Source organism: Lysobacter enzymogenes, from assembly GCF_017355525.1.
Classification (GTDB): Bacteria; Pseudomonadota; Gammaproteobacteria; order Xanthomonadales; family Xanthomonadaceae; genus Lysobacter; species Lysobacter enzymogenes_C.
Genome location: NZ_CP067395.1, coordinates 2,867,393 through 2,893,399, shown reverse-complemented (window position 1 = coordinate 2,893,399; position 26,007 = coordinate 2,867,393). Strand labels below are relative to the sequence as shown.

General features: G+C 70.8%; 25 protein-coding genes. 17 read left to right on the top strand and 8 right to left on the bottom strand.

Annotation, left to right across the window (positions count from 1 at the left end; genetic code table 11):
• Positions 1–6: 6 nt before the first annotated feature.
• Positions 7–873: an SDR family oxidoreductase gene (locus JHW38_RS12055; RefSeq protein WP_207526139.1), complete on the top strand. Its 867-nt coding sequence runs from the start codon at positions 7–9 to the stop codon at positions 871–873.
• Positions 874–1,118: 245 nt separating this feature from the next.
• On the opposite strand, the gene JHW38_RS12050 is transcribed toward JHW38_RS12055, so the two are convergent.
• The 3 genes from JHW38_RS12050 to JHW38_RS12040 form a co-directional block, all read right to left on the bottom strand.
• The gene (locus JHW38_RS12050) at positions 1,119–4,052 is read right to left on the bottom strand and encodes a S8 family serine peptidase (RefSeq protein ID WP_207526138.1); all 2,934 of its coding nucleotides are present in this window, start codon (positions 4,050–4,052) and stop codon (positions 1,119–1,121) included.
• A gap of 74 nt (positions 4,053–4,126) precedes the next feature.
• The gene (locus JHW38_RS12045) at positions 4,127–7,015 is read right to left on the bottom strand and encodes a S8 family serine peptidase (RefSeq protein ID WP_207526137.1); all 2,889 of its coding nucleotides are present in this window, start codon (positions 7,013–7,015) and stop codon (positions 4,127–4,129) included.
• A 276-nt stretch (positions 7,016–7,291) separates the two neighbouring features.
• Positions 7,292–8,152 carry a DMT family transporter gene (locus JHW38_RS12040; RefSeq protein ID WP_207526136.1) on the bottom strand — a complete coding sequence of 287 codons (861 nt, stop codon included), beginning with the start codon at positions 8,150–8,152 and terminating at the stop codon, positions 7,292–7,294.
• A 122-nt stretch (positions 8,153–8,274) separates the two neighbouring features.
• Here JHW38_RS12040 and JHW38_RS12035 point away from each other — a divergent pair, with 122 nt between their 5' ends.
• Positions 8,275–8,688 (top strand): hypothetical protein, encoded by a 414-nt coding sequence (locus tag JHW38_RS12035; protein WP_207526135.1) that lies wholly within the window; start codon positions 8,275–8,277, stop codon positions 8,686–8,688.
• A gap of 190 nt (positions 8,689–8,878) precedes the next feature.
• Positions 8,879–9,331 carry a hypothetical protein gene (locus tag JHW38_RS12030; RefSeq protein WP_207526134.1) on the top strand — a complete coding sequence of 151 codons (453 nt, stop codon included), beginning with the start codon at positions 8,879–8,881 and terminating at the stop codon, positions 9,329–9,331.
• Here JHW38_RS12030 and JHW38_RS12025 read toward each other — a convergent pair.
• The 3 genes from JHW38_RS12025 to JHW38_RS12015 all read right to left on the bottom strand — a co-directional run bounded on the left by JHW38_RS12025 (position 9,328) and on the right by JHW38_RS12015 (position 11,560).
• Positions 9,328–9,822: a DUF962 domain-containing protein gene (locus tag JHW38_RS12025; protein ID WP_207526133.1), complete on the bottom strand. Its 495-nt coding sequence runs from the start codon at positions 9,820–9,822 to the stop codon at positions 9,328–9,330. The genes JHW38_RS12030 and JHW38_RS12025 overlap by 4 nt on opposite strands.
• A gap of 97 nt (positions 9,823–9,919) precedes the next feature.
• Entirely contained in the window at positions 9,920–10,255 is a 336-nt protein-coding gene (locus tag JHW38_RS12020) for a DMT family transporter (RefSeq protein ID WP_207526132.1), read from the bottom strand.
• A 375-nt stretch (positions 10,256–10,630) separates the two neighbouring features.
• The gene (locus tag JHW38_RS12015) at positions 10,631–11,560 is read right to left on the bottom strand and encodes a phosphoribosylaminoimidazolesuccinocarboxamide synthase (RefSeq protein ID WP_207526131.1); all 930 of its coding nucleotides are present in this window, start codon (positions 11,558–11,560) and stop codon (positions 10,631–10,633) included.
• A gap of 271 nt (positions 11,561–11,831) precedes the next feature.
• Here JHW38_RS12015 and JHW38_RS12010 point away from each other — a divergent pair, with 271 nt between their 5' ends.
• The 14 genes from JHW38_RS12010 (at position 11,832) to JHW38_RS11945 (ending at position 24,467) form a co-directional block, all read left to right on the top strand.
• Positions 11,832–12,173 carry a J domain-containing protein gene (locus JHW38_RS12010; RefSeq protein ID WP_207526130.1) on the top strand — a complete coding sequence of 114 codons (342 nt, stop codon included), beginning with the start codon at positions 11,832–11,834 and terminating at the stop codon, positions 12,171–12,173.
• Positions 12,174–12,308: 135 nt separating this feature from the next.
• Positions 12,309–12,989 carry a ribulose-phosphate 3-epimerase gene (gene rpe, locus JHW38_RS12005; protein ID WP_207526129.1) on the top strand — a complete coding sequence of 227 codons (681 nt, stop codon included), beginning with the start codon at positions 12,309–12,311 and terminating at the stop codon, positions 12,987–12,989.
• A gap of 79 nt (positions 12,990–13,068) precedes the next feature.
• The gene (rraA, locus tag JHW38_RS12000; RefSeq protein WP_207526128.1) at positions 13,069–13,542 is read left to right on the top strand and encodes a ribonuclease E activity regulator RraA; all 474 of its coding nucleotides are present in this window, start codon (positions 13,069–13,071) and stop codon (positions 13,540–13,542) included.
• Positions 13,543–13,907: 365 nt separating this feature from the next.
• Positions 13,908–14,888: a lipid kinase YegS gene (yegS, locus tag JHW38_RS11995; RefSeq protein WP_207526127.1), complete on the top strand. Its 981-nt coding sequence runs from the start codon at positions 13,908–13,910 to the stop codon at positions 14,886–14,888.
• 146 nt (positions 14,889–15,034) lie between these two features.
• Complete coding sequence (gene trpE / locus JHW38_RS11990; RefSeq protein WP_207526126.1) at positions 15,035–16,510, top strand: anthranilate synthase component I; 1,476 nt, start codon at positions 15,035–15,037, stop codon at positions 16,508–16,510.
• Positions 16,511–16,838: 328 nt separating this feature from the next.
• The gene (locus tag JHW38_RS11985) at positions 16,839–17,390 is read left to right on the top strand and encodes an ester cyclase (protein WP_207526125.1); all 552 of its coding nucleotides are present in this window, start codon (positions 16,839–16,841) and stop codon (positions 17,388–17,390) included.
• Positions 17,391–17,603: 213 nt separating this feature from the next.
• Entirely contained in the window at positions 17,604–17,807 is a 204-nt protein-coding gene (locus JHW38_RS11980) for a hypothetical protein (protein WP_207526124.1), read from the top strand.
• 325 nt (positions 17,808–18,132) lie between these two features.
• Positions 18,133–18,807: a response regulator transcription factor gene (locus JHW38_RS11975; protein WP_057948930.1), complete on the top strand. Its 675-nt coding sequence runs from the start codon at positions 18,133–18,135 to the stop codon at positions 18,805–18,807.
• A gap of 106 nt (positions 18,808–18,913) precedes the next feature.
• Positions 18,914–20,272, top strand: a complete 1,359-nt coding sequence (locus JHW38_RS11970) for a sensor histidine kinase (protein WP_207526123.1) — start codon at positions 18,914–18,916, stop codon at positions 20,270–20,272.
• A 521-nt stretch (positions 20,273–20,793) separates the two neighbouring features.
• Positions 20,794–21,375, top strand: a complete 582-nt coding sequence (locus JHW38_RS11965) for an anthranilate synthase component II (protein ID WP_207526122.1) — start codon at positions 20,794–20,796, stop codon at positions 21,373–21,375.
• Positions 21,376–21,515: 140 nt separating this feature from the next.
• A complete protein-coding gene (gene trpD / locus JHW38_RS11960) occupies positions 21,516–22,550 on the top strand; it encodes an anthranilate phosphoribosyltransferase (protein ID WP_207526121.1) in 1,035 nt (344 codons plus the stop codon).
• A 47-nt stretch (positions 22,551–22,597) separates the two neighbouring features.
• Entirely contained in the window at positions 22,598–22,939 is a 342-nt protein-coding gene (locus JHW38_RS11955) for an antibiotic biosynthesis monooxygenase family protein (RefSeq protein WP_207526120.1), read from the top strand.
• On the top strand, positions 22,936–23,727 hold the full coding sequence (gene trpC, locus JHW38_RS11950; RefSeq protein WP_207526119.1) for an indole-3-glycerol phosphate synthase TrpC: 792 nt from the start codon (positions 22,936–22,938) through the stop codon (positions 23,725–23,727). Before JHW38_RS11955 ends, trpC begins: the two co-directional genes overlap by 4 nt.
• Entirely contained in the window at positions 23,724–24,467 is a 744-nt protein-coding gene (locus tag JHW38_RS11945; protein WP_207526118.1) for a haloacid dehalogenase-like hydrolase, read from the top strand. The genes trpC and JHW38_RS11945 overlap by 4 nt, the downstream gene beginning before the upstream one ends.
• Before the next feature lie 338 nt (positions 24,468–24,805).
• Here the strand turns inward: JHW38_RS11945 and JHW38_RS11940 are convergent, their stop codons facing one another.
• Complete coding sequence (locus tag JHW38_RS11940; protein ID WP_207526117.1) at positions 24,806–25,267, bottom strand: global regulator CLP-associated N-acetyltransferase; 462 nt, start codon at positions 25,265–25,267, stop codon at positions 24,806–24,808.
• Positions 25,268–25,273: 6 nt separating this feature from the next.
• Complete coding sequence (crp, locus tag JHW38_RS11935) at positions 25,274–25,939, bottom strand: cAMP-activated global transcriptional regulator CRP (protein ID WP_036148366.1); 666 nt, start codon at positions 25,937–25,939, stop codon at positions 25,274–25,276.
• Positions 25,940–26,007: the final 68 nt, after the last annotated feature.

Below are 26,007 nucleotides of genomic sequence, written 5' to 3'. Positions count from 1 at the left end.
CAAGGCATGAAACACGCATTGGTGTTCGGCGGCAGCGGCCAGATCGGCCTGCCGCTGTTGCAGCGGCTGTACCAGGACGGCTGGCGGGTCACCGCGCTGTCGCGCGGCGAGCAGACCGACCGGCCCGGCCTGCATTGGCTGCGCGGCGATCTGGAAAACATGCCGGAACTGCCCAAGCACGTGGACGCGATCTTCAGTTGCGGCCCCTTGCTGAAGTTCGCCAAGTGGTACGACGCCTCGGGCGTCGAGGCCAGCCGGGTGATCGCGTTCGGCTCGACCAGCGCCGAGACCAAGCGCGGCTCGGCCGATGCCGAGGAGCGCCGGGTCGCCAGCGAACTGCGCGAAGGCGAGGCGACCCTGTTCGCCGCCGCGCAGCCGCGCAGCGACGCGGCCACGGTGCTGCGGCCGACCCTGATCTACGGCGCCGGCCGCGACGCCACCCTGACCCGGATCGCCCAACTGGCCCAGCGCCTGCGCTATTTCCCGCTGCCGCGCGGCGCCAACGGCCTGCGCCAGCCGGTGCACGTGGACGACCTCGCCGACGCCGCGTTCGCCGTGCTGGGCGCGCCGGCGACGTTCGCCAAGACCTACGCCGTGCCCGGCGGCGAAACCCTGAGCTATCGCGACATGGTCGCGCGCACGCTGGCCTGCCTGCGCCCGCCGGTGAAGCTGATCGAACTGCCGTCGCCGTTGTTCAACCTCGCCCTGCTGGCCGCGCAGGCCGCCGGCCGCGCCACCGGCCTCGGCGAAGCCGCGGTGCGGCGCATGCGCAGCGACATGGCCTTCGACATCGGCCCGGCCCAGCGCGACTTCGGCTATGCGCCGCGGCCGTTCCTGCCGAGCGCGGAGATGTTCGAGCCGCCGCGCGGGTGAGCGCGGCTGCGACTTCGGCGTCTGCGATTTTCGATTGCGCAGGGAACGCCAGCATCGCCGCTTCGGGGCGTGCGGGAAGGGCTTGAGTCCCGACGCTCTGCGTTCCGATCGCTACGCCGCAGCCGAAACGAAAGCGTCGGGACTGAAATCCCCCCCACAGCGTCGCGCGCGCGCGCAACGTCCCCATCGCTGGGGACGTTGCACCGCCGCCGGCCGGACGCGTCCTGGCGCCCGGCCGGCGTCGCTCAGGACTCCGCGTCGGCCGCGGCGACCGCCGCGGGCGCTGCGGCTGCCACGTTCGCGTTCGCGCTCGAAACCGACGCCGCACACGCCGACAAGCGTCCTTCCACATCCGCGCCGATCGCGCGCACCGCATAACCGTAGTCGGCGTTGTCGTCGATCGCCGCATCGACCAGGGTCGGCCGCGCGCCTTGCGCCGCCGACTGGTGCGCGACCAGCCGATAGCGCTTGGCCGCGTTGCCGGCGGCGCAGCCGCCTTCGACGCGATACAGCTGATAGCCGCTGGCGTTGGCGACGGCGTTGAACTGCACGGTCGCGCTCGGCGCCGGCAGGGCGACGCGGTTGGCCACGCGCACGCCGCCCGGTGCGGCGAGCTGGGCGCGCCCGGCCGGCGGGCCGAACGCGCCGGCGGCGACCAGCGCATAACCCTGACGGTCGCTGCCGGCGAGGTCGGCGCCGGCGCCCGGCACGAAGCCGCCCTTGACCCGCAGGATGTAACGCCCGGCGACCGGCGCGGTCAGGCGCACCTGTTCGACGTTGTTGAGCGCGTCGGCGTTCGCCGGCCCGGCCTGATCGCAACGCCGGGTGGTGTTGCGCAGCCGGTTGTAGCGCTCGCGCGTGCAGAACTCCTTGGACAGGCCGGCGACGAGCTGGTTGCCGCGATACAGGCGCCCGTCGGGGCCTTCGACTTCCAGGTCGAGATCGTTGACCAGCGCGACCGCGGCGCCGACCGTGGTCGGCGGGTCGATCCAGGTCAGGGTGATGCGCAATTCCTGGCCTTCGCGCACCGCGGCGATCTCGTACTCGTGCTGATCGTCGGTGCGCAGCCCGCCGCGGTTGTCGCGTTCGAACAGGCGCAGGCGGCGCTCGTCGTTGCCGCCCGCAGTCGTGCGCTGGAACCACAGGTTCGAATCCAGCCACGGCCGGCCCCAGCCGCCGCCGACGATCGGCCAGTCGTTGGCGGCGTTGGCGATCGCGCTCGACGCGTTGGCCGGATCGTTGACCGGACGGGTGCCGTTGAGCATCACCGCCTTGAGCGCGGCCGCGCTCGGCGCGGTGCGGTCGGCGGCGGTGCGCTGGCCGGAGGGATAGAAGCCGTCGCTGAAGTACTGGCGCACCAGCGCGGCCGACGCGGTGATCGCCGGCGTCGCCATCGAGGTGCCGGTCAGCGGCGCGGTGGTCGGCGCGTAGCCGGCGGTCAGCACGCCGGCGTTGTTCTGGTTGCGCGCCGAGACGATGCGGGTGCCGGGCGCGGCGATGTCGGGCTTGAAGCGTCCGTCGAGGGTGCCGCGCGAGGAATAGCTGTCGACGTCGGTCGACGCGCCGTGGCCGAGCGCGGCGACCGAGAGGCTGTTCTTGGCCGTGCCCGGCGCGCCGACGCTGCGCCAGCAGCGGCCGCCGCGGAACTCGCCGTCGGGGCAGCCGAACAGCGCCGGCGAATCGCCGTCGTTGCCGGCGGCGATCATGACCAGCAGATCGTCCTTCTGGTACATCGCGATGTCGGCCGCGCGCGCATTGGCGTTGTAGCCGGCGAACGCCGCGCCCCAGCTGTTGTTGTGCACGCGCACGCCGACGCCGTGGGCCTGGCGCAGGATCTTGTCGTAGGGATTCTCGTTGACCAGCGGCGCGGACTGGTACAGCACCTGCGCGTTCGGCGCGTTGCCGTCGGCGCGGTCGTGGGCGGCGTCGAACGAGGACGAGGCGGCGTACAGCGAGGTGCCGAACTCGCCGCCGAGATCGCCGGCGACGATGCCGGTGACGTGGGTCGCGTGGTTGCCGATGGTGACCACCGAGGCCGGCTTCCAGAAGCCGACGATCTTGTGGTTCGGATGCAGCGGGCCGGGCGCGAGCTCCTGGCCGTCGGCGGCGGGCGCGACGTTGTGGGTCGGGGTGACCCGCGCGACCTCATCCTCGTCGCCGGGCGCGTTGTAGTAGGCGAACCAGGCCTCGTCCTGGTCGAGCAAGCCGCCGAAGCCGTCGAGCACGCCGATGATCTGGCCGCCGCCGATCAGGCCCTGCGCCCACAACGGCGTGGCGCCGTGCAACGCGTTGCTTTCGCCGGGCTCGTCGCCGCCGCCGGGCGGCGCGTGGTTGCTTTGCAGCACCGCGATCGTCGCGGTGTTGAAGTCGCGCGGCTGCACGTAGTCGGCGATGTGCTGGACCGCGTCGATCCGGCTGGCGACCGACAAGGCCTGGGCGAGCGTGTCGTTGCCGACTTCGATGCGCAGGATCGGCGACAGTTGGTCGTCGAACGCGCGCAGCAGCTTGGCGCCGGGGATGCGGTCGGCCAGCGTCTGCGCGGTCTGCAACGCCACGCCGGGGTCGAACAGGCTCAGTTCCAGCTGCGAGCGGCCGGCGCCGCGGTCGGCCTGCGATTGAGCGCGCTTGAGCAGTTCCGGCGCCAGCTTCAGGTCGGAGCGGTAGCCGCCGGCCCAGCGCACGCCGTTGAGCGAGCGCAGCCCGGCGATGCCGCGGTCGGCGCGGACCAGGTAGGCGTTGTTGGGCACGTAGCCGAGGATTTTTGCGCCGGCGTTCTCCAGCGTCGCGCGCTGATCGCGCGCATCGCCGTGGAACTGCACGATGGCGTAGCGCTCGGACACGCTCGCGCCGGCGTTGGGCAGGTTCTGGCGCGGATCGTTGGGATCGAACAGGCCGGCCTGCAGGATCAGCATGTGCTTGTCGCGCAGCGCCTTGGCGATGCTGCGCGGATCGGCGGCGGCGACGCCGGAAGGCGGGGTGACGCTGGCCAGCCACTGGCGCCGCGCGCGCTGCGCGGCCGGATCGTTGGCGGACGCCGCGGCGCCCGCGCCGGCCTGGGCGTGCGAAGCGCCGCCCTGGGCGCGGCCGGTTTGCGCGTAGTTGCTGTAGACCAGGCCGCCGAGCGCGACCGCGACGGCGGCGGCGACGCCGCTGCGGATGAGTTTGTCGTGCTTGTTCATGGGATTTCCTTGTTGGACGGATGCTGCGCGACGGCCGAAACGCCCCGCGACGGGGCGTTTCGGCGTCGGCGCGATCAGGACTCCGCGGCGGGCGCGGCGGCGGCGACGGCGGCGTTGGCGGTCGACAGCGAGGCCTTGCAGGCCGACAGGCGACCTTCGACGTCGCTGCCGATGGCGCGCACGGCGTAGCCGTAATCGGCGTTGTCGTCGATCAGCGGATCGGTCAAGGTCGTCGCGCCGCCCGACTGGTGCGCGACCAGCCGGTAGCGCTTGGCCGCGTTGCCGGCGCCGCAGCCGCCGTCGACCCGATACAGCTGATAGCCGCTGGCGTTGGCGACGGCGTTGAACTGCACCGTGGCGCTCGGCGTCGGCAGCGCGACGCGGTTGGCCACGCGCACGCCGCCCGGTGCGGCCAACTGGGCCTTGCCGGCGGCCGGGCCGAACGCGCCGGAGACGACCACGGCATAGCCCTGGCGAGTGCTGCCGGCGAGGTCGGCGCCGGCGCCCGGCACGAAGCCGCCCTTGATCCGCAGGATGTAACGCCCGGCGACCGGCGCGGTCAGGCGCACCTGCTCGACGTTGTTGAGCGCGTCGGCATTCGCCGGCCCGGCCTGATCGCAGCGCTGGGTGGTGTTGCGCAGGCGGTTGTAGCGTTCGCGCGTGCAGAACTCCTTGGACAGGCCGGCGACGAGCTGATTGCCGCGATACAGGCGTCCGTCGGGGCCTTCGATCTCGAGATCGAGGTCGTTGACCAACGCGACCGCCGCGCCGAGCGTGGTCGGCGGATCCATCCAGGTCAGCGTCGCGCGCAGTTCCTGCCCTTCGCGCAGCGCATCGAGCGTGTACTCGTGCACTTCGTCGGTCACCAGTCCGTTGGCGTTGCCGCGTTCGAACACGCGCAGGCGGCGCTCGTCGTTGCCGCCCGGGGTGGTGCGCTGGAACCACAGGTTCGAATCCAGCCACGGCCGGCCCCAGCCGCCGCCGGAGGTCGGCCAGTCGTTGGCGCCGTTGTTGATCGCGCTGGAGGCGTTGGCCGGATCGGTCATCGGCCGGGTGCCGTTGAGCAACACCGCCTTGAGCGCGGCCGAACTCGGCGCGATGCGATCGGCCGCGGTGCGCTGGCCGGACGGATAGAAACCGTCGGTGAAGTACTGGCGCACCAGCGCCGCCGCGCCGGCGATGCCGGGCGAGGCCATCGAGGTGCCGGTCAGCGCCATCGTGCGCGGCGTGTAGCCGGCGACGCCGATCCCGGGTTGCGGCTGCCAGCGCGCCGAGATCACGTCGGTGCCCGGGGCGACGATGTCGGGTTTGAAGCGCCCGTCGAGGGTGCCGCGCGCGGAATAGGCGTCGATCTCGGTCGAGGAGCCGTGCTTGCTCGCCGCCACGGTCAGGTTGTTCTTGGCCGAACCCGGGTCGGTGACGCTGCGCCAGCAGCGGCCGCCGCGCCATTCCGCCGGATCCGGACAGACTGTCTGTTTGTTTCCGTTGTTGCCGGCGGACTTGATCACCAGCAGATCGTTGCGATAAGTCGACAGATCCACCGCGCGCGAATTGGTCTGGTACAGCCCCGGATTGCCCGCGCCCCAGCTGTTGTTGTGCACGTTCGCGCCGGCCGCGTAGGCCTGGTCGAGCAGCTTTTGCAGCGGGTCGGGCAGATTCAGGTCCTGCCCGAGCAATTGCGCGTTCGGCGCGATGCCGTCGGCGCTGTCGTGTTCGGCGCGGCGGTTGCTGGACGGCGAGTACAGGCTGTCGCCGTGTTCGCCGCCGAGATCGCCGGCGATGATGCCGGCGACATGGGTACCGTGGTAATCCGGCGCGTACGCGCCGCCGGCCGGCCCCCAGTGGCCGATCAGCTTGTTCGCCGGGCTCAGCGGGCCCAGCGCCAGCGGCTGGCCGTCCGCGGCGGGCGCCAAGGTCGCGAACGGCGTCACCGCGGCGACCGCGTCGTCGTTGTCGGAATTGCGCCAGTACGCGAACCAGGCTTCGTCGTTGTCGATCTGGCCGTCGTAGATGGCGACGATCTGGCCGGCGCCGACGATGCCCTGGTCCCACAGCGGCGTGGCGCCGGCGATGCGGCCCTCGCCGGGTTCGGCCGCGCCGGCCGCCGGCGCGTAGTTGCTTTGCAGCACCGGGATGGTCGCGGTGTTCTCCAGCTTCGGCGGCACGTACAGGCTCAGCTGCTGCACCGCATCGATGCCGCTGATCGCCGACAGCGCCTCGGCCAGCAGGCGCCCGGGCACTTCCAGGTTCAGCGACGGCGCCTGCGCGTCGTTGAACACCTTCAGCAGCTTCGCTTCGGGCAGCCGCGCCTGGATCGCCTCGGCGGCGCGACGCACGTTCTCGCGGTCGAACAGGCTCGCGGTCAGGGTGGTGGAACCGGCCTGGGTGTCGGCGCCGGCCTGCTGCAACAGGCCCGGCGCGATCTTCATGTCCGAGCGGTAGCCGCCGGCCCAGCGCACGCCGTCGAGCTTCTGCAGCGCGGCGACGCCGTTGTCGGTGCGCACCAGGTAGGCGTTGTTGGGGACGTAGCCGAGGATCTGCGCGCCGGTGTTCTCCAGCGTGGCGCGGGCGTCGCGGGCGCCGTCCTGGAACTGCACGATGGCGTACTGCTCGGACACGCTGACCCCGGCGTTGGGCGCGTTCTGGCGCGGGTCGTTGGGATCGAACAGGCCCGACTGCAGGATCAGCACGCGCTTGTCGCGCACCGCGCGGGCGATGCTCTGCGAATTCGCGGCGACCGCGCCCTGCGGCGGCGTCACCGTCGCCAGCCACTGCCGGCGCGCGCGCTGCTGCGCGGCCGGATCGGCGCCTGCGCCCGCGCCCGCGCTTGCGTCGGCGCCGGCCTGGGCGACCGAGGCGCCGCCGGCGCCGGTCTGCGCGTGGTTGCTGTAGACCAGGCCGCCCAAGGCGACGGCGATGGCGGCGGCGATGCCGCTGCGGATGAGTTTGTCCTGCTTGCTCATGGAAAGTCCTTTCGTGGGCTGGGAGCGGGGGCGCATGCCGGCTGCGCAGGCGCAAAACGTCCCTGTTGCGCGTCGCGAAGACGCACAAGCGACAGACCGGCGATGTCGGGGTGCTGCGGAGGAGTGCAGTCCCTAGATATAAAAACGGCACCGTTGCGATGCCGCCCTACCGAGCGCGCGCACGCCTTGCGCTTCGCGCGGACGCCTCAGCGTGCGAAGTTCACGAATGCACATTTCATTACAGGTCGCGGCGCGAATCGCCGCGGCGCGGGCGCTTCAGCCGGCCGCGGTCCTGCGCTCGCGCGACTTGGACAAGGTGCGCAGCGCGATCATCAACACGCCGCCGAGCACCATCGCGCCGCCGATCCACAGGCTCGGCCCGGGCCGGTCGCCCCAGAACGCGATGCCGAGGCCGATCGCGACCACCGGCGCCAGCAACAGCCACGGCGTGATCTGCGCGACCGGATGGCGCTGTACCAGCACGTAGTACAGGCCGTGCCCGAGCAGCGAGGACACGAACGCGGCATACGCCACGCCGGCCCACGCGACCCAGCTCACCGACGGCAGCGCAGCGATGCCGCCGGGTTCCAGCCACAGGCTGATCGACAGCAGCGGCAGCACCGCGATCAGCGCGGTCCAGCCTTGCTGGCTGAACATGTCCAGCCCGCGCAGCCCTTTCATCAACACCGTGCCCAGCGACAGGAACGCGGCCGAGACCAGCATCAGCACCACCGCCAGCGGATGGTCGAGCACCATCGGATCGAAGCCGAGCACCAGCACGCCGCAGAAGCTCACCGCGATCGCCGCGCCGGTGCGCCAGGCGAAGCGTTCGCCGAGCAGCCACCACGCCAGCAAGGTCGTCATCGGCACATAGCTCTGCATCACTATGGCCGGCGAAGACAGGTCGCCGGCGGCCTTGAGCGCGCTGAAGCTGAGGCCGAAATGCATCACCCCGATGCACAGGCATACCGCGATCAGGCGCGGCCACTGGCCCGGCGCGGGGCGTTTGAGCAAGAACGCCAGCGGCAGCGCCAGCGCGGCGAAGCGCAGGCCGGTGAACAGGAACGGCGGAATCTCGCGCAGCGCCAGCGCCGAGGTCAGGAAGTTGATCGCCCACGACAGGACGACGAGCAGCATCAGGAGCAGATCGCGAGCGGGCATGGCGGAGGCGGCTGGGCTATCGTGGCCGCCTTGCGGGCGGACGCGAACGGCGTGACGGGGCGGTTATTGTGAAGCAAGCGATGCAGGCTGCGGGACCGATGGGCTGGGGACTGCTGTTCCTGGCGTTTTTGCTGGTGTGCCTGCTGCCGGCGGCGTGGCTGCTGCGCGCCCGGGTCGCGCGCGCGGTCGGCGCGCGGCCGGTGTTCGGCGCGGCGCTGTGGACGGTGGTGTTCGCCGCGGTGCTGTGGGCGATGCTGGCGGTGCTGGCGATGATCGTCGCGCAGGCCATGGGGACGGGCTCTGGCGTAGCGGTCGCGGCGCTGGTGTGGTTGGCGCTGGGGACCGGCGTGCGGTTGTATCTGCCCGGTCCGGACGGGGCCAAGCTGGCGTGGTCGCGCGCGCTGGGAGCGGCGTTGCCGGCGGCGTTGTTGGTGTGGGGCGAGGCGGCGCTGTTGTTGTGGGATCGGGCGAAGCTGGCGCGGATTGTCGCGGGATGGGTCGCGGGCGGTTGAGGGGAGTCGTTGCCGCGCGGTTGCGCGGCGGTTTGGTTGGCGCGGTCGCGGCTTGCGCCGCTCCTACAGTCGGAAACGAAACCGCGACGCAGCGACTGTAGGAGCGGCGCGAGCCGCGACCGCGCCAATCCGACTACGATGCCGCTCAACGGGCCGGCGCTATCGCCCACTCAAAGGAAACGTACCAGGCATGGACATCGCCACGATCGGAAAAATCGTCCTCGCGGCGCTGGCCGTCGGCGTAACCCTGGTGCTGCTGTTCCTGCTCTGGCTCAAGCCGGTCGCCTGGGTCGCGCAACGTCTGGCGCAGCGCGCGCTCGGCGCGCCGCTGCGCGACGGCGCGGCGATGAACGCGGTGCAGATCGCGCTGATGTCGATGCTGCCGGCCGCGCTGCTGTGGGCGTTGGTCGGCGCGCGCGCGCCGGAGTCGGCGCACGTGGCGGTGGTCGCGGCGCTGCCGTGGCTGGGGCTGATGCTGGGCTTGCGCATGGCGGTGCGCGACGGCGAACGCCGGCCGCTGTCGTGGCCGCGCGCCGCGCTCGTGGCGGCGCCGGCGGCGCTGACCTGGTGGCTGATCACCGCGCTGATACTCGCGGTTCCGCTGTTTCTGGGCGTGTTCAGCCCGCCGATGATGGCCGGTTAATACGACCAGCCGAGCTTGCGGTACAGCTTGGCCAGCACCCAGGCCGGGCCGATCAGCAGATAGGTCAGGTCGGTCAGGAAGCTCGGCTTCTTGCCTTCGATCTTGTGGCCGATGAACTGCGCGATCCAGGCGACCACGAACACCGTCACCGCGGTCCACAACAATGTGCGGATGCCGAAGCGCTGCGCGATCCAGTTCGTCAGCAGCGAGAACAGCACGAACTGCACCAGCATGCCGAGCCCGAGCGTGCGCGAGGCGCGGTAGTAGAACAGCATCGCCGCGAACATCGGCAGCGCGGCCCAGACGCCGGCGCGGAACATCGCGTCGGGCGAGGGAATGCACCACAGCAGCGCGATCACGCTCCACAGGATCGCCGGCACAGCGAACACGTGGATGCGCTGGTTGGTGGCGTTGCGATGGTCGCCGGAATAGCTGGCGAACCAGCGGTCGATCGGGCGGTCGGTCGCGGCGGGGTGGGCGAGGGTGCTCATGGACGGCTCCCGTGGATGGAGGACGGGCGCAGCGCCCGTCGGTTGGCTGACGCGCCCGTTGCGGGCGCGCGGCTGTGTGCGTTGCGGCGCGCGAAGGTCAGTGCGCCGCCGATTTCGAGAATAGCTGGATCACCAGCACGCCGGCGACGATCAGGCCGATCCCGGCGAGCGCGCCGGCGTCGAGGTGCTGCTTCATGAACAGCCAGCCGATCAGCGCGATCAGGACGATGCCGACGCCCGACCACAGCGCATAGGCGACCCCGACCGGGACGGTCTTGAGCACCAGCGACAGGAAGTAGAACGCCACCCCGTACCCGGCGGCGACGACGATCGACGGGCCGGTCTTGGTGAAGCCTTCGGAGGCCTTGAGCGCGCTGGTCGCGACCACTTCGGCGGCGATGGCGACGGCCAGGTACAGGTAGCCGATGTTCATGCGGATGCGGGTCTGCTGAGGACGGATTCGGCAGGGTAGCGCGCATGGGCGGGAGCTGGCACCGGCTTGACGGGATGGGCCGGAGTGTCGCCCGCCGCCGCGTGGGGGTCTGTAAAGCAGGCGACAGTTCGCGTTGCGGCGGCGATGAACGCGCCCAGGCCGGACGGCAGCGGCGCGCCTTCGCATTGCCTCGGCCCCCGATGGTCCGCGTCGCGGCTCGCGCCGCTCCTACAGTCGCCTCCGGCCGCCTCGACCACCCCCTGTAGGAGCGGCGCAAGCCGCGACCGCGCCACTCCGCACCACGGCGCAACTTCGCCCACCCGCAAACGACGAAGGGCCGCTCGCGCGGCCCTTCGTAGATCTACCGAACCCCGATCAGTCGACAGAAATCCCCGCCAACTTCTGCAAGGCCTCGGCGTACTTGGCCCGGGTGCGTTCGATCACTTCCGCCGGCAAATTCGGCCCCGGCGGAGTCTTGTCCCAGTCCAGCGTCTCCAGGTAATCGCGCACGAACTGCTTGTCGTAGCTCGGCGGGCTGGTGCCGACCTGGTACAGGTCGGCCGGCCAGTAGCGCGAGGAATCCGGCGTCAGCATCTCGTCCATGACGTAGAGGCGGCCGTCGGCGTCGGTGCCGAACTCGAACTTGGTGTCGGCCAGCAGGATGCCGCGCTGCGCCGCGTAGTCGGCGGCGTAGCGGTACAGGCGCAGGGTCGCGTCGCGCACCGCTTCGGCCAGCCCGGCGCCGACCGTGCGCACCGCGGTGTCGAAGTCGATGTTCTCGTCGTGGTCGCCGACCGCGGCCTTGGTCGACGGGGTGAAGATCGGCTCGGGCAGCTGCTCGGCCTGGCGCAGTCCGCCGGGCAGGGCGATGCCGCTGATCCGGCCGGTGCGCTGGTAGTCCTTCCAGCCGCTGCCGATCACATAACCGCGGGCGATGCATTCGATCGCCACCGGCTTGAGTTTCTTGGTCACCACCGTGCGCTTGGCGTACAGCGCCGGGTCGACGCCGTCCGGCAGCACCGCGGCGACGTCGATGCCGGTGAGGTGGTTGGGAATGATGTGCGCGGTCTTGCCGAACCAGAAATTGCTGATCTGGCACAGCATCTCGCCCTTGCCCGGGATCGGGTCGGGCAGCACCACGTCGAACGCGCTGAGGCGGTCGGTGGCGACCATCAACAGGCAGTCGCCGCCGGGCGCGGCGCCGGCGGGCAGGCGGTCGGCGGGCAGATCGAAGACATCGCGGACCTTGCCGCGGTGGCGAAGGGGCAGGCCGGGCAGTTCGGATTGCAGCAGCGTGGTCGTCAACGTGGGGACCCCTGATGGCGTAAGGCACGACTCCCCGCCGCGCTGTGCGCGCCCGAACGGTCGTGGGCCTGGGCCTTCCGGGCCGCCCGGAATCGCGCGCGGGCGCGCGACGGGGCCGGGCAGTGTACGCCGCTTGCGCCCGCCGTGCAGGCCCCGCGTCGCGGTCCGGCCCGCGCCGGGCCCGGCCGGAGCCCTCGCGCGGCCCGCCGGCCCCGTTAAGATGCCCGGCAGCGGGCCGCGGCGGCCCGGCACGGGGCGGGTCGCGGTGGCGATGAAGCAGCGCTGGTACGGCAAATTGCTCGGATTCTTCGCCGGGGCGGCGCTGATGCGCGCCAACCCCTTCCTCGGCGCGATCGTCGGCCTGCTGATCGGCCACGCCTTCGACACCGACTGGTTCAAGCTGCGCGGCGACGACCCCTACGCCGCGCTCGGCCTGGACAGCGAAGCCAGCGACGCCGACATCGACAAGGCCTACCGCCGGCTGATTTCGCAATACCACCCCGACCGCTACGCCAACGATCCGCCCGACATCCGCCAGCGCGCCGAGGCCAAGGCCCGCGACATCAACCGGGCCTACGACCGGATCCAGAAGCTGCGCAAGGGCAGGAAATAGCGCACAGGCGCCGGGAGACAGCGAGCGGCCGTCCGGGCGCTTCTGCCGCGTCCCACTCCTTTGCGCCACCCCGCGCTTTTTGCCTGGAAAGCGGCTCAGGGGCGACAATAGCCGCCTTTCCCGCCGGTCCCGCCCATGTCCACGCAATCCACCGTCATCGCCCCGTCCATCCTTTCGGCGGATTTCGCCCGGCTCGGCGAGGAAGTCGACAACGTGATCAAGGCCGGCGCCGACTGGGTCCATTTCGACGTGATGGACAACCATTACGTGCCGAACCTGACCATCGGCCCGATGGTCTGCGAGGCGCTGCGCAAGCACGGCGTCACCGCGCCGATCGACGTGCACCTGATGGTCGAGCCGGTCGACCGCATCGTCCCGGACTTCGCCAAGGCCGGCGCGACCACGATCAGCTTCCACCCCGAAGCCAGCGCGCACGTGCATCGCACCATCCAATTGATCAAGTCGCACGGCTGCCAGGCCGGGCTGGTGCTCAATCCCGGCACCTCGCTGGACGTGCTGGACTGGGTGCTCGACGACCTCGACATGGTGCTGCTGATGTCGGTCAACCCCGGCTTCGGCGGCCAGAGCTTCATCCCCTCGGCGCTGGAGAAACTGCGCCGGGTGCGCGAGCGCATCGACCGCAGCGGCCGCGCGGTGCGGCTGGAGATCGACGGCGGGGTCAAGGCCGACAACATCGGCGAGATCGCCGCCGCGGGCGCCGACACCTTCGTCGCCGGCTCGGCGATCTTCAACGCGCCCGACTACGCCGACACGATCGGGCGGATGAAGGCGGCGGTGGCCGCCGCGCGCAAGTAAGCCGGCCGCGCGCGCCGCGGTTTCGCGCCGCGCGCCGCGCATGGCATGGTGGCCGCATCCCTCCGACGGATGCGCCGCCATGAACACCTGCGATCTGTGCGACCGCCACGACGCGCGCGTGCGCGTGCTCGACCTGCCTTTGCGCGACTACGGCGGACGCATCGCGTTCGCCGGCACCGTCAGCACGATCAAGGCCTACGAAGACAATTCGCGGGTGCGCGAAGCGGTCGCCGAACCCGGCGCTGGCCGAGTGCTGGTGATCGACGGCGGCGGTTCCTCGCGCCGGGCGATGCTCGGCGACCAGCTCGCGGCGCTGGCGGTCGACAACGGCTGGGCCGGGGTCGTCGTGTTCGGCGCGATCCGCGACAGCGCGGCGATCGGCGCGATGGCGCTGGGGGTCAAGGCGTTGGGCACGTGTCCGCGCAAGACCGAGAAAAGCGGGCAGGGCCAGCGCGACGTCGCGCTGGCGTTCGGCGGCGTGGCGATCCGTCCGGGCGATTGGGTCTGCGCGGATGAGGACGGGGTGGTGTTTGCGGACGAAGTTTTGCAGTGAGCGGCGGGTTGCGTCGTCGTTGCGGATTCGCGGTCGCGGTTTGCGCCGCTCCTACAGGGGCTGCGGCCGGTACGTATCCGACTGTAGGAGCGGCGCGAGCCGCGACCGCGACACCGCGCTTACGGCGAACGCCGCAATCCCCGCCGCAAATCCCCCGGCCCAAAATAAAAGAACGCGGACCTTGCGGCCCGCGTTCCGGAAGATTTGGAGGCAATCCAGCCTCCGCCCGTCGTCCCTGATATGGCCTCCTATATTCCGGATCGGCGATTACAGGTGTGTGACAGACTTGGCTCATCCAGACATTCATCCTGCCATCGCGCCGCGCTGCTAGCCTCGCCGCGCCTCACACCCGGAGCAACGCGCGCATGACCCCACCCCGCTGGCGGCTGATCCTCAACGGCAAGTCCGCCGGCAACGACGAGGTGCGCGAAGCCGTCGCCGCGCTGCGCGACCGCGGCGTCGCCCTCGACGTGCGCGTGACCTGGGAAAGCGGCGACGCCGAACGCTACGTAGCCGAGGCCATCGCCGACGGCGTCGACACGGTGATCGCCGGCGGCGGCGACGGCACGCTCAGCGAAGTGGCGACCACGCTCGCCCACCGCGACGAAGACGCCGCCGCGCTGCCGAGCCTCGGCCTGTTGCCGCTGGGCACCGCCAACGACTTCGCCACCGCCGCGACGATTCCGGTCGATCCGGTCCAGGCGCTGGACCTGATCCACCGCCAGCCGCCGCAGCCGATCGACCTGCTGCGCCTGCAGGCGCCCGACGGCCTGCACTGGGCGGCGAACCTGGCCAGCGGCGGCTTCGGCACCCAGGTGACGCTGGAGACCGATGCGGGCCTGAAGAAGATGCTCGGCGGGCTGGCGTACCTGCTGACCGGCATCGCCAAGCTCGGCAAGATCGAGCCGATCCGCGCGCGCGTGCACGGCGAAGGCTTCGAATGGGAGGGCGATTTCATCGCCCTGGGCATCGGCAACGGACGCCAGGCCGGCGGCGGCCAGGGGCTGTGTCCGGACGCGCTGATCGACGACGGCCTGCTCGACGTGACCGTCGTGCCCGAGCTGTCCGGCGCGGTCGGCGCCACCGTCGGCACCCTGGTGACCCAGGGCCAGCACGCGGCGCTGGAACGCGTCGCCGCGCGCGCGCAGCTGCGCTGGGTCGAGATCGAATCGCCGCAGCCGCTGAACCTCAATCTCGACGGCGAACCGGTGCAGTCGCACCACTTCCGCATCGACTGCGTACCGGCGCGGGTGCGCATGCACCTGCCGCCCGGCTGCCCGCTGCTGCGCGACCCGGCCGCGCCGCCCGCTCGGCCCGGCGCCGCCGCGCACGGCCCGGCGTCCTGACGGTCGCGCACGGCGCGCGAAACCGGTTAGAGTGGCGGCCATGCAAACCTGGGCGAACCCGCATTCCTTCTGCGCCGACGTGGGTTGGCGATGGTGGCCGTCGGTCACCACCGCTCCTGCCCACTCGTCCATGAAGGAATGCCCGCGTGATTTCGCACGAACTTTTCCAGCAGCAGGCCGCTGACGGCTACACCCGCATCCCGGTCGTGCGCGAGGTCCTGTCCGACCTCGATACTCCGCTCTCGGTCTATCTCAAGCTCGCCGACGGCCCGCACACCTACCTGTTCGAATCGGTCGAGGGCGGCGAGCGTTTCGCCCGCTACTCGATCATCGGCCTGCCGGCCCAGCGCGTGTACGCCTTCGCCGGCCACAGCTTGTTCGTCACCGAGAACGGCGAACTGGTCGAACACCGCGAAGTCGAGGATCCCTTCGCCGAAGTCGAGCGCCTGCGCAGCGCGCACAAAGTGCCCAAGATCGACGGCCTGCCGGGTTTCGCCGGCGGCCTGGTCGGCTGGTTCGGCTTCGAGTGCATCCAGTACATCGAACAGCGCCTGGCCGGCAGCGCCAAGCCCGACGAACTCGGCACGCCCGACATCCTGCTCATGGAGAGCGAGGAAGTGGCGGTGTTCGACAACCTCAAGGGCCGGCTGTACCTGATCGTCCACGCCGACCCGAGCCAGCCGCAGGCCTACGCGCGCGCCAACCGCCGCCTCGACCAACTGGTGCACCGCCTGCGCATCAGCGGCCCGGGCTATCCGGAAAACCTGCATTCGGTCGGCCTGGACGAAGGCGACTTCGTCTCCGGTTTCACCCGCGAAGGCTTCATCGACGCGGTCGAGAAATCCAAGGAGCTGATCCGCGCCGGCGACATCTTCCAGGTGGTGCTGTCGCAGCGGCTCAGCGTGCCGTTCAAGGCGCGGCCGGTCGACGTGTACCGCGCGCTGCGCGCGTTGAACCCGTCGCCGTACATGTATTTCCTCGATGTCGGCGGCACCCAGGTGGTCGGCTCGTCGCCGGAAATCCTGGTGCGGTTGCAGGGCGAGGAAGTCACCGTGCGCCCGATCGCCGGCACCCGTCCGCGCGGCAAGACCGTCGACGAAGACCAGGCGCTGGAAGCCGAGCTGCTGGCCGATCCGAAGGAGCGCGCCGAGCACCTGATGCTGATCGACCTCGGCCGCAACGACGTCGGCCGCGTGTCCAAGGCCGGCACGGTCGAGGTCGGCGAGCAGTTCGTGATCGAACGCTACAGCCACGTCATGCACATCGTCAGCGAGGTCACCGGCCGGCTCAAGGACGGCATGAGCTACGCCGATGTGTTGCGCGCCACGTTCCCGGCCGGCACCGTCAGCGGCGCGCCGAAGATCCGCGCGCTGGAAGTGATCCGCGAATTCGAGCCGGTCAAGCGCAACGTCTATTCCGGCGCGGTCGGCTACATCGGCTGGCACGGCGACGCCGACACCGCGATCGCGATCCGCACCGCGGTGATCCAGGACGGCCGCCTGCACGTGCAGGCCGGCGCCGGCATCGTCTACGACTCCGATCCGCAGAAGGAGTGGGAGGAGACGATGAACAAGGGGCGCGCGTTGTTCCGCGCTGTCGCCGAAGCCGCGCGCGGGCTGTAAAGCCCGCGCGGTCGCGATTTCCCGGCGAACGATCGCCCGCGTCGATCCTGCAGGACGCGACCGAAGCGGCCGAAGGCGACTGCAGGAGCGGCGCAAGCCGCGACCGCGCCAACCGAACTGCTGCGCGGGCTTGTCCGCTGCGGCCGTATCGAGCCGCAGCGCTTCGCATTTCCTCGGCGAACGGTCTACCGCGTCGCGGCTCGCGCCGCACCTGCAGTCGGGCCTTCATTTTCAAGCGCGACCGGAAACTGATTCGCGCCCTGGGCCGATGCCGCGCCGGCACGCGACGGCGACGATGCGGTTCCTTTCGCACGTCTTCGAAGCCGCCATGTTCGCCAAACCTCTCGCCCTGATCGTCGCATCGGTCGTGCTCGCCGCGTCCGCCGCCAACGCGGCGCCGGCAACCGACGCAGACGCAGACGCCAATCTGCCGCTCCCGCAGCGAAACTTCATCGACCGCAACGACGCCCGCTCGCGCGCCGCCGTGCTCGCCGCGCGCCGCTACGCCGCGTTCTGGAACACCGGCGATGCGGCCTACGCGCACGCCGCGCTGGCCACGGATTTCGCCGACCGCACCTTGCCCGACGGCCGCGTCCAGGGCGTGCCGGGGCCGTTGCAGGCTTCGGCGGGTTTTCGCGCCGCCGTGCCCGACCTGAAGGTCGAGATCGCCGATCTGGTCGCCGCCGGCGACCGCGTCGCCCTACGCCTGCATTTCACCGGAACCTTCACCGGCCGCTACGGCGAAGTGCAGGGCCGCGGCCAGCGCGTGGATTTCCAGGCCTTCGATCTCTATCGCGTCGAGAACGGCCGCATCAAGGAAAACTGGCACCTGGAAGACAATCTGAGCCTGCAACGGCAACTCGGCGTCCTCGGACGCTGATCGGCCGCCGCCGCGAACCGCGCCGGCCGTCGCGGCCGTGCGCGCGAATCGGATCCGTCCGCGCCGGCCGTCGCAAAAACGCGGCCGGCGCAGATTAAAAAAAGTTCATGCGGCGGAAAGGCCCGGGGCAGGGCGGCGGGCGCAATCTGACTTCGCGATGGGGCCACCCCACCGGTTCAGACCTCCCAACCCGAATTCCCCAGGAGCCTCACCATGAACGTTCGCAACATCCTGCTCGCCGCTGCCCTGACTGCGTTCGCCGGTTCCGCCTTCGCCGCCGCTCCGGCGACCGCCGGCGCGACCGCCGCTCCGGCCGCGAAGACCGTCAAGCACAAGCACAAGAAGCACCACAAGGCCGCGAAGGCCAAGACCGCCTCGGCCGCCCCGGTTGCGGAAGCGGCGCCGGCCTCGAATTGATCCTTCGCGAGCCTGCTCCCCCGAGCCCCACGCATCGTCGGCGTGGGTGCGATACCCCGCCGGCGTGAGCCGGCGGGGTATCTTTTTTGTAGAGACTCGTCGCCGGCGCAAGCCAGCGAGGCAGCTTTCTCAGAGCGGTTCGCTGCCGGCGTGAGCCGGCAGGGTCGGTCTCCCGCGCAGCGCCCGGCGCCGGCCGACGAAAGCTCTGAGTTCCCCAGCCCGCCCTGCCGTCCCCGATCCACCGCCGCATTCGCGCCTCGCCCACCGGCCCGCGCGCTATCCTGTCGGCGCCCCATTCATGCACCGTCGCGTTCGCGGAGGCGGTATGCGCGTCCTGCTCGTCGAAGACGATCCCCACACCGCCGGCTTCATCGCCAAGGGCCTGCGCGAAGACGGCCACAGCGTCGATCACGCCGGCAACGGCAAGGACGGCCTGTTCCTGGCCACCACCGAAAGCTACGACGCCATCGTCCTGGACCGGATGCTGCCGGGCCTGGACGGGCTGACCCTGCTGCAAACCCTGCGCGGCGCCGGCAACCGCACGCCGGTGCTGCTGCTGACCGCGCTAGGCGAAGTCGACCACCGCGTCGAAGGCCTGCGCGCCGGCGCCGACGACTATCTGGTCAAGCCGTTCGCCTACGCCGAACTGTCGGCGCGCCTGGACAGCATCCTGCGCCGCGGCAGCGCCGGCGGCAGCGAGCCGACTCGGCTGCGCGTGGCCGACCTGGAGCTGGACCTGCTCAGCCGCGAAGCGCGCCGCGGCGACAAGCGCATCGAACTGCAACCGCGCGAATTCCGCCTGCTCGAATACCTGATGCGCCAGGCCGAACGCGTGGTCACCCGGACCATGTTGCTGGAAGCGGTGTGGGACTATCACTTCGACCCGCAGACCAACGTCATCGACGTGCACATCAGCCGCTTGCGCCAGAAGATCGACCAGGGCTATCCGCGCCCGCTGCTGCATACCGTGCGCGGCGCCGGCTACCGGTTGGGCGCGTGAGCGCAGCCGCGATGAGCGCTGCGCTTGCGGACGCCGCCATGACGAGTGCGGCGCCAGCGCGCGCCGCCGGTGGTCGCGCCGCCCGCTCCGGCGCGGACGCGCGCGCATGAGGCTGATGCCGCGCTCGACCAGCGCACGGCTCGCGCTCGCGGTCACCGCTTCGTTCCTGCTCGCGTTCGTGCTGCTCGGCATCGGCGTGCACTACGCGGTGTCGGCGATGCTGATCCAGGACGCGCGCGACCTGGTCCGGGTCGACGCCGCCGGCCTGGTCGAGATGTACCACGACGACGGCCGCACCGCGTTGATGGGCGAACTGCGCGACCGCATCGAAGCCGACGAGGACCCCGACGCGGTGTATGCGCTGACCGCGGCCGACGGCCGCGTGGTCGCCGGCAACATCGCGTTGCCGCTGCATCACCGCGGCGCGCGCTGGATCGAGTTCACCGAACACCGCGCCGACGGCGACCTGCGCGTGGTCGCGCAGCTGCAGCGACTGCCCGACGGCACCACCTTGCTGACCGGCACCCGCACCCGCAGCCAGGACCGTTTCCTCGGCCTGATGCTGCGCACCGCGCTGGCCGCGCTGCTGGTCGCGGCGACCCTCGGCGCGCTGATCGGCTGGCTGACCTCGCGTTGGGTCTCGCACCGGCTCAGCCACCTCGACGACACCGCCGGGCGCGTCGGCAGCGGCGAAATGGCGCTGCGCGCGCGCCTGGACGGCAGCGACGACGCCTTCGACCGGCTGGCGCGGCGCTTCAACGCCATGCTCGACCGCATCCAGGACCTGCTCGACGGCGTGCGCCACGCCACCGACCACATCGCCCACGACCTGCGCACGCCGCTGACCCGCCTGCGCAACCGTTTGGAAGAACTGCGCCGGCGCGAACCCGGTGCCGAAGCCGGCGCCCAGCTCGACGCCGCGATCGGCGAGACCGACCAACTGCTGCATTCCTTCGGCGCGCTGCTGCGGCTGGCGCGGATCGAAGCGCAATCGCCGGTGCACGACGAACCGGTGCTCGACCTCAGCGACCTCGCCCGCGACGCCGCCGAGCTGTACACCCCGATCGCCGCCGAACGCGGCATCGCCCTGACCCTGCGCCTGCCCGATCCCGGCGCCGCGGCGGTGCGCGGCGATGCCGACCAGTTGTTCCAGATGCTGGTGAACCTGCTCGACAACGCGATCAAGTACGCGCCGGCCGACACCGAAGTGGGTTTGAGCGTGCAGCGCGAGCGCCACGCCATCGTCCTGCAGATCGACGACCGCGGCCCCGGCATCCCCGCCGCCGACCGCGAGCGCGTGTTCGACCGTTTCGCCCGCCTCGAGGAGCATCGCGGCTCGCCCGGCACCGGCCTGGGCATGAGCCTGGTGCGGGCGATCCTGCACCGCCACGGCGGGCACATCGCCTTGCTCGACAACGCGCCGGGGCTGCGGGTGCGGGTCAGCCTGGGCGAAGCCGGCGGCTAGGCGCAGCGGCGGGCCCGCCCGCAGGTCCGGCCTGTGCGAGGGCGTTCAGGCCCGACGCACTTGTCTCAGCCACAGCCGATCCCGCGCGGCTCGCGCCCCCGCCGCCCAGCGGTTACAGTAGCCCCATGATCCTCCGCGCGATCCCGACGAAATCCCCGAAGGCCGGCCTGGGCTGGCGATGGTGGCGTAGCGCCTCCGTCCGCCCGCAGCCGTCTTCCGAGGATTTTTCGCGTGACCCCGCCATCGTTCCGAGCCCCCGCGGCCGCTGAGTCCGGCCCGCGCGCCCTGCGCGCCGCCCGATCCGACCGTCCCCGCCAGCGCGACGCCGCTCGCGGATCCTGCATCCGACCCCACCGCCCGATAGCGCCGGGCGGCGTCCGCGCACGCGATAATGCCGGCCCGGCGCACCGCCGCGGGCGGTCGCCGCCGCGTCCGCGCGCGCGGTTCCCGTTCTCGCGCCGGCCCGCCGGCCGGCGCGCTTCCGCGTTCCATCCAGGCACCACCCGCACCCGAGGCGCGTCATGTCCGTTCTGATGATCGACAACTACGACAGCTTTACCTACAACCTCGTGCAGTACCTGCAAGCGCTCGGCAGCGAGGTGGAGGTGATCCGCAACGACGAGCTGTCGGTGGACGAGATCGAGCGGCGCGCGCCGCAGCGCATCGTGATCTCGCCCGGTCCGTGCACGCCCGATCAGGCCGGCGTCTCGCTCGAGGTGATCCGCCGCCTCGGCGCGCACACCCCGATCCTCGGCGTGTGCCTGGGCCACCAGAGCCTCGGCCAGGCCTACGGCGGCCAGGTGATCCGGGCCAAGCGGATCATGCACGGCAAGACCTCGCCGATCCGCCACCAAGGCCGCGGCGTGTTCGCCGGCCTGCCCGACGGCTACGAGGCCACGCGCTACCACTCGCTGGTGGTCCAGCGCGAAAGCTTGCCCGACAGCCTGGAGGTCACCGCCTGGACCGAATACGAAGACGGCGGCTTCGAGGAAATCATGGGCCTGCGCCATCGCGAGCATCCGGTCGAGGGCGTGCAGTTCCATCCCGAATCGATCAAGACCGAGCACGGCCATGCGTTGTTGCGCAATTTCCTGGAGCGCTGAGGCGGTGGAGCGGGAGATGAAAAGCGGGGTTGGGGAACTGAGGGAGCGATGGCGAGGGTGACCGCGTCGCGGCCCGCCCCTGCGTCCCCGCAGTTCCCCATTCCCGCTTCTGCCTTCCCCATTCTCCGATTCAAACCACCATGCCTTTGACCCCGCAAGAAGCGCTCCAGCGCACCATCGAACACCGCGAAATCTTCCACGACGAAATGGTCGCGCTGATGCGCACGATCATGCGCGGGGAAGTCTCGCCGACCATGACCGCGGCCATCCTCACCGGGCTGCGGGTCAAGAAGGAGACCGTCGGCGAAATCGCCGGCGCGGCGACCGTGTTGCGCGAATTCGCGCGGCCGGTGACGGTCGCCGACAAGACCCATCTGGTCGACATCGTCGGCACCGGCGGCGACGGTGCGCACACCTTCAACATTTCCACCGCGAGCATGTTCGTGGTCGCCGCGGCCGGCGCCAAGGTCGCCAAGCACGGCAACCGCAGCGTGTCGTCCAAGTCCGGCAGCGCCGACGTGCTCGAAGCGCTCGGCGCGCGCATCGAACTGGAACCCGAACAGGTCGCGCAGTGCATCGAACGCGCCGGCATCGGCTTCATGTTCGCGCCGGTGCATCACCCGGCGATGAAGGTCGTCGCGCCGGTGCGGCGCGAGATGGGCGTGCGCACGCTGTTCAACATCCTCGGCCCGCTGACCAACCCCGCCGACGCGCCGAGCATCCTGATGGGCGTGTTCCATTCCGACCTGGTCGGCATCCAGGTGCGCGTGCTGCAGGAACTCGGCGCGCAACGCGCGCTGGTGGTGTGGGGCCGCGACGGCATGGACGAGCTCTCGCTCGGCGCCGGCAGCCTGGTCGGCGAACTGCGCGACGGCCAGGTGCGCGAGTACGAAGTACACCCGGAGGATTTCGGCATCGCGATGGCGGCCAGCCGCAACCTGCGCGTCAGCGATGCCGGCGAGTCCAGGGAAATGGTGCTGCAGGCGCTGGAGAACCGGGAAGGCCTGCCGCGCGAGATCGTCGCGCTGAACTCCGGCGCGGCGCTGTACGTCGCGGGCAAGGTCGAGAGCATCGCCGAAGGCATCGATCTGGCGCGGCGCACGCTGGCCTCGGGCGCGGCGCGGGCCAAGCTCGACGAGTTCGTCGCGCTGACCGCGCAACTCGCGGGAAAATAACCTCAACGTTACGCCGAAACCGCCAGCCCACCGCACCGGGAGCCAGCATGACCGCCAGCTTCGCCGACCTGCCCAAACCGCATTACTACGCGGTGATCTTCAGCTCCCAGCGCAGCCCGGGCGACGACGCCGCCTACGCCGAAGCCGCGCAGCGCATGGTCGAACTGGCCGCGCAGCAGCGCGGTTTCCTCGGCGTGGAGTCGGCCCGCGGCAGCGACGGCTTCGGCATCACCGTAAGCTATTGGCGCGACGAGGCGGCCATCGCCGCCTGGAAGCGGCAGGCCGACCACGCCGCCACCCGCGCCTACGGGCGCGAGCACTGGTACGACCATTTCGAATTGCGCGTGGCCAAGGTCGAACGCGCGTACGGGAGCAAGAGCAAGGCATGAGCGACATCCTCAACACCATCATCGCGCGCAAGCACGAGGAGATTCAGCAGCGCTCGCGCGTGCGTTCGCTCGACGACCTGCGCGCGCGCGCCCGCGCCCAGGCGCCGGCGCGCGGGTTCGTGCAGGCGATCCGCGACAAGCATGCCGCCGGCACCGCGGCGGTGATCGCCGAGGTCAAGAAGGCCAGCCCGTCCAAGGGCGTGATCCGTCCCGATTTCCGCCCGGCCGAGATCGCGCGCAGCTACCAGACCGGCGGCGCCGCCTGCCTGTCGGTGCTGACCGACGTCGACTTCTTCCAGGGCAGCAACGCCTACCTGGCCGAAGCGCGCGAAGCCTGCACGCTGCCGGTGCTGCGCAAGGACTTCACCGTCGATCCGTATCAGGTGTACGAAGCGCGCGCGATCGGCGCCGATGCGATCCTGCTGATCGTCGCCGCGCTCGAAGACGGCCCGATGGTCGAAATGGCCGGGCTGGCGATGGACCTCGGCATGGATGTGCTGGTGGAAGTGCACGACATCGACGAACTCGAACGCGCGCTGCAGACCGATTGCGAGCTGATCGGCGTCAACAACCGCAACCTGCGCACCTTCGAAGTGTCGCTGGACACGACTTTGGCCCTGCGCGACGCGGTGCCGCGCGACCGCACCCTGGTGACCGAGAGCGGCATCGCCACCGCCAGCGACGTCGCGCGCATGCGCGAAGCCGGCGTGCAGACCTTCCTGGTCGGCGAGAGTTTCATGCGCGAACGCGACCCCGGCACGGCGCTGCAGCGCCTGTTCGCCGCATGAGCCTGCGGCCGGCCGGCGCCGGACGCTTCCCGGCGGTGCGCGAAGGCGCGCCGTTGGTGGTGTTCGATTTCGACCACACGCTGTACGACGGCGATTCGGGCAGCCATCTGTTCGCGTGGCTGATCCAGCGTTCGTGGTGGCGAATGGCGCTGGCGCTGGCGATCACCCCGCTGGCCGGGCCGATGGTGGCGTGGCTGCGCACGCGCCGGGTCGGCATCTCGGCCTATGTCTGGGTCGGCACGATCGGCATGCGCGGCGCGCGCACGCTCGACGCCGCGATCGACCGCTACGTCGCCGGCCACACCGAGCAGATCCGCGCGCGGCTGCTGCCGATCGCCCTGGACGTGCTGCACCACCACCGCGAACAGGGCGACCAGGTCGTCGTCGCCACCGGCGCGCCGCCGGAACTGGCGCGCGCGATCCTGGCCTTCGTCGCCCACGAGGACGTGCCCGTGGTCGGCACCCTGGTCGGCCCGCGCCTGGGCGCGCTCGGCGCGCGCCGCCACTGCCATTCGCGCATGAAGATGACGATGCTGCGCGAAGCCGGCTTCACCGCGCCGGTGGAAACCGCGTATTCCGACAGCAGCGCCGACCTGCCGTTGTTGCAAGCCGCGCGCAAGCCGGTGGTGGTGAACCCGAAAGCGCGCCGGGTCGAGATGTTCCGACGCGTGCTGCCGCCCGGCACGCCGATCCTCAACTGGGGCTGCCCCGGGCGCGGCGGCGAACCGGTCGGTTCCTGACCGAAGCCCCTGTAGGAGCGGCGCAAGCCGCGACGCGGCCATCAGGGCGGCCGATGCAGTGGAGGTCTGTTCGAGACCGGCCCCGACGCGGGCTCGGCTATTGGCGCCGGTATTCGGATTGTCGCGGTCGCGGCTCGCGCCGCTCCTACAGGCAGCTACCGATCCAGCCGAAGACGACTGTAGGAGCGGCGCAAGCCGCGACGCGGCCATCAGGGCGGCCGATGCAGTGGAGGCCTGTTCGAGACCGGCCCCGACACGGGCTGCGGCTGTTGGCGCCGGCGTTCGGATTGTCGCGGTCGCGGCTCGCGCCGCTCCTACAAAAAGACAGCCCTAAGCGCTCAATCGCCCAGCGTCTTGACGAACTTCAACGACCCGTCGGCATAGCCGCAGCGCCGATAGAACTCGTGCGCGTCGCTGCGCGAGACGTTGCTGGTGACTTCGACCCGGCTGACGCCGTCGCGGCGCGCGCGGCGTTCGACCTCGCGCAGCAGCTGGCGGCCGATGCCCTGGCCGTAGCAGGAGCGGGCCACCACCAGCGCGGTGATCCGGGTCAAGTCGGCGCCGTGGGTCAGCGAATAGCGGGTGTGGCTGGAGATCAGCCCGCAGGCGTGGCCGTCGATTTCGGCCAGCAACAGGTAATGGCGCGGGTCTTCGCGCAGCGCGTGGATGCGCTCGGCGGCCTCGTCGCGGGTGCACGGGTAGCCGAGCTGGCACAGCAGCTCGGCCACATCGCTGGCATCTCCCAGTTCCGCCAGCCGCACCGTGGGCGCGGTCTGGTCGGACGGGGCGGCGCGTCCCATCGGGGTTCAGCGGGTCCCGTAGAGGACGACAGTCTTGCCGCGGGCGTGCAGCTTGCCGTCGGCCTGCAGCTTCTTCAGCACGCGGCCGGCCATTTCGCGCGAGCAGCCGACCAGGCGCGAAAGCTCCTGGCGCGACACCCGCAACTGGGTGCCCTGCGGATGGCTCATGGCCTCGGGTTCCTTGGCCAGATCGTGCAGGGCGCGCACGATGCGGTCGGTCACGTCGAGGAAGGCCAGGCGGCCGGCCTTGCGGCTGGTGTCGAGCAGGCGCCGGGAAATCTGCGCGCCGATCGCGTACAGCAGCTTCGGCGCATCCAGCGACAGCCGGGTCAGCAGCAGGTCGTAGAGGCGCTCGTGCCCGATCTCGGCCAGTTCGCAGGTGCTGCGCGTGCGCAGGATCACCTCGCGATGGTCGCTCTCGATGAACAGGCCGAGCTCGCCTACGAACTCGCCGGGGCCGAAGTAGCCCAGGACCAGTTCGCGGCCGTCTTCTTCCTCGGTAATGATGCTGACCGAGCCGGAGACGACATAATAGAGGGTGCTGGCCGGGTCGCCGGGGCGGAATACGTCCGTGCGGGACGGATAACGCCGACGGTGGCAGTGGGCCAGGAAACGTTCGATCGTTGCGCCGTCAGGCAACAACGGGCTGTTGGTTCGGCGCAGTGCGGTCAAGGGAGCTACCGGGTTGGCGGACATTGGGATTTGGGCTTTGTTTTCGACCGAGCTTAGGGCGATACGGC

Excerpts from the sequence above, each read along its gene's own strand:
- JHW38_RS12040 (WP_207526136.1), bottom strand. The coding sequence starts at position 8,152 with ATGCTGCTCGTCGTCCTGTCGTGGGCGATCAACTTCCTGACCTCGGCG.
- rpe (WP_207526129.1), top strand. The coding sequence starts at position 12,309 with ATGTCCACGCAATCCACCGTCATCGCCCCGTCCATCCTTTCGGCGGAT.
- JHW38_RS11985 (WP_207526125.1), top strand. The coding sequence starts at position 16,839 with ATGTTCGCCAAACCTCTCGCCCTGATCGTCGCATCGGTCGTGCTCGCC.
- JHW38_RS11970 (WP_207526123.1), top strand. The coding sequence starts at position 18,914 with ATGAGGCTGATGCCGCGCTCGACCAGCGCACGGCTCGCGCTCGCGGTC.
- JHW38_RS11975 (WP_057948930.1), top strand. The coding sequence starts at position 18,133 with ATGCGCGTCCTGCTCGTCGAAGACGATCCCCACACCGCCGGCTTCATC.
- JHW38_RS11940 (WP_207526117.1), bottom strand. The coding sequence starts at position 25,267 with ATGGGACGCGCCGCCCCGTCCGACCAGACCGCGCCCACGGTGCGGCTG.
- JHW38_RS11980 (WP_207526124.1), top strand. The coding sequence starts at position 17,604 with ATGAACGTTCGCAACATCCTGCTCGCCGCTGCCCTGACTGCGTTCGCC.
- JHW38_RS12045 (WP_207526137.1), bottom strand. The coding sequence starts at position 7,015 with ATGAGCAAGCAGGACAAACTCATCCGCAGCGGCATCGCCGCCGCCATC.
- JHW38_RS11965 (WP_207526122.1), top strand. The coding sequence starts at position 20,794 with ATGTCCGTTCTGATGATCGACAACTACGACAGCTTTACCTACAACCTC.
- JHW38_RS12025 (WP_207526133.1), bottom strand. The coding sequence starts at position 9,822 with ATGAGCACCCTCGCCCACCCCGCCGCGACCGACCGCCCGATCGACCGC.
- JHW38_RS11955 (WP_207526120.1), top strand. The coding sequence starts at position 22,598 with ATGACCGCCAGCTTCGCCGACCTGCCCAAACCGCATTACTACGCGGTG.
- JHW38_RS12055 (WP_207526139.1), top strand. The coding sequence starts at position 7 with ATGAAACACGCATTGGTGTTCGGCGGCAGCGGCCAGATCGGCCTGCCG.
- JHW38_RS12010 (WP_207526130.1), top strand. The coding sequence starts at position 11,832 with ATGAAGCAGCGCTGGTACGGCAAATTGCTCGGATTCTTCGCCGGGGCG.
- JHW38_RS12030 (WP_207526134.1), top strand. The coding sequence starts at position 8,879 with ATGGACATCGCCACGATCGGAAAAATCGTCCTCGCGGCGCTGGCCGTC.
- trpC (WP_207526119.1), top strand. The coding sequence starts at position 22,936 with ATGAGCGACATCCTCAACACCATCATCGCGCGCAAGCACGAGGAGATT.
- JHW38_RS12020 (WP_207526132.1), bottom strand. The coding sequence starts at position 10,255 with ATGAACATCGGCTACCTGTACCTGGCCGTCGCCATCGCCGCCGAAGTG.
- JHW38_RS12035 (WP_207526135.1), top strand. The coding sequence starts at position 8,275 with ATGGGCTGGGGACTGCTGTTCCTGGCGTTTTTGCTGGTGTGCCTGCTG.
- JHW38_RS12050 (WP_207526138.1), bottom strand. The coding sequence starts at position 4,052 with ATGAACAAGCACGACAAACTCATCCGCAGCGGCGTCGCCGCCGCCGTC.
- rraA (WP_207526128.1), top strand. The coding sequence starts at position 13,069 with ATGAACACCTGCGATCTGTGCGACCGCCACGACGCGCGCGTGCGCGTG.
- trpD (WP_207526121.1), top strand. The coding sequence starts at position 21,516 with ATGCCTTTGACCCCGCAAGAAGCGCTCCAGCGCACCATCGAACACCGC.
- yegS (WP_207526127.1), top strand. The coding sequence starts at position 13,908 with ATGACCCCACCCCGCTGGCGGCTGATCCTCAACGGCAAGTCCGCCGGC.
- JHW38_RS11945 (WP_207526118.1), top strand. The coding sequence starts at position 23,724 with ATGAGCCTGCGGCCGGCCGGCGCCGGACGCTTCCCGGCGGTGCGCGAA.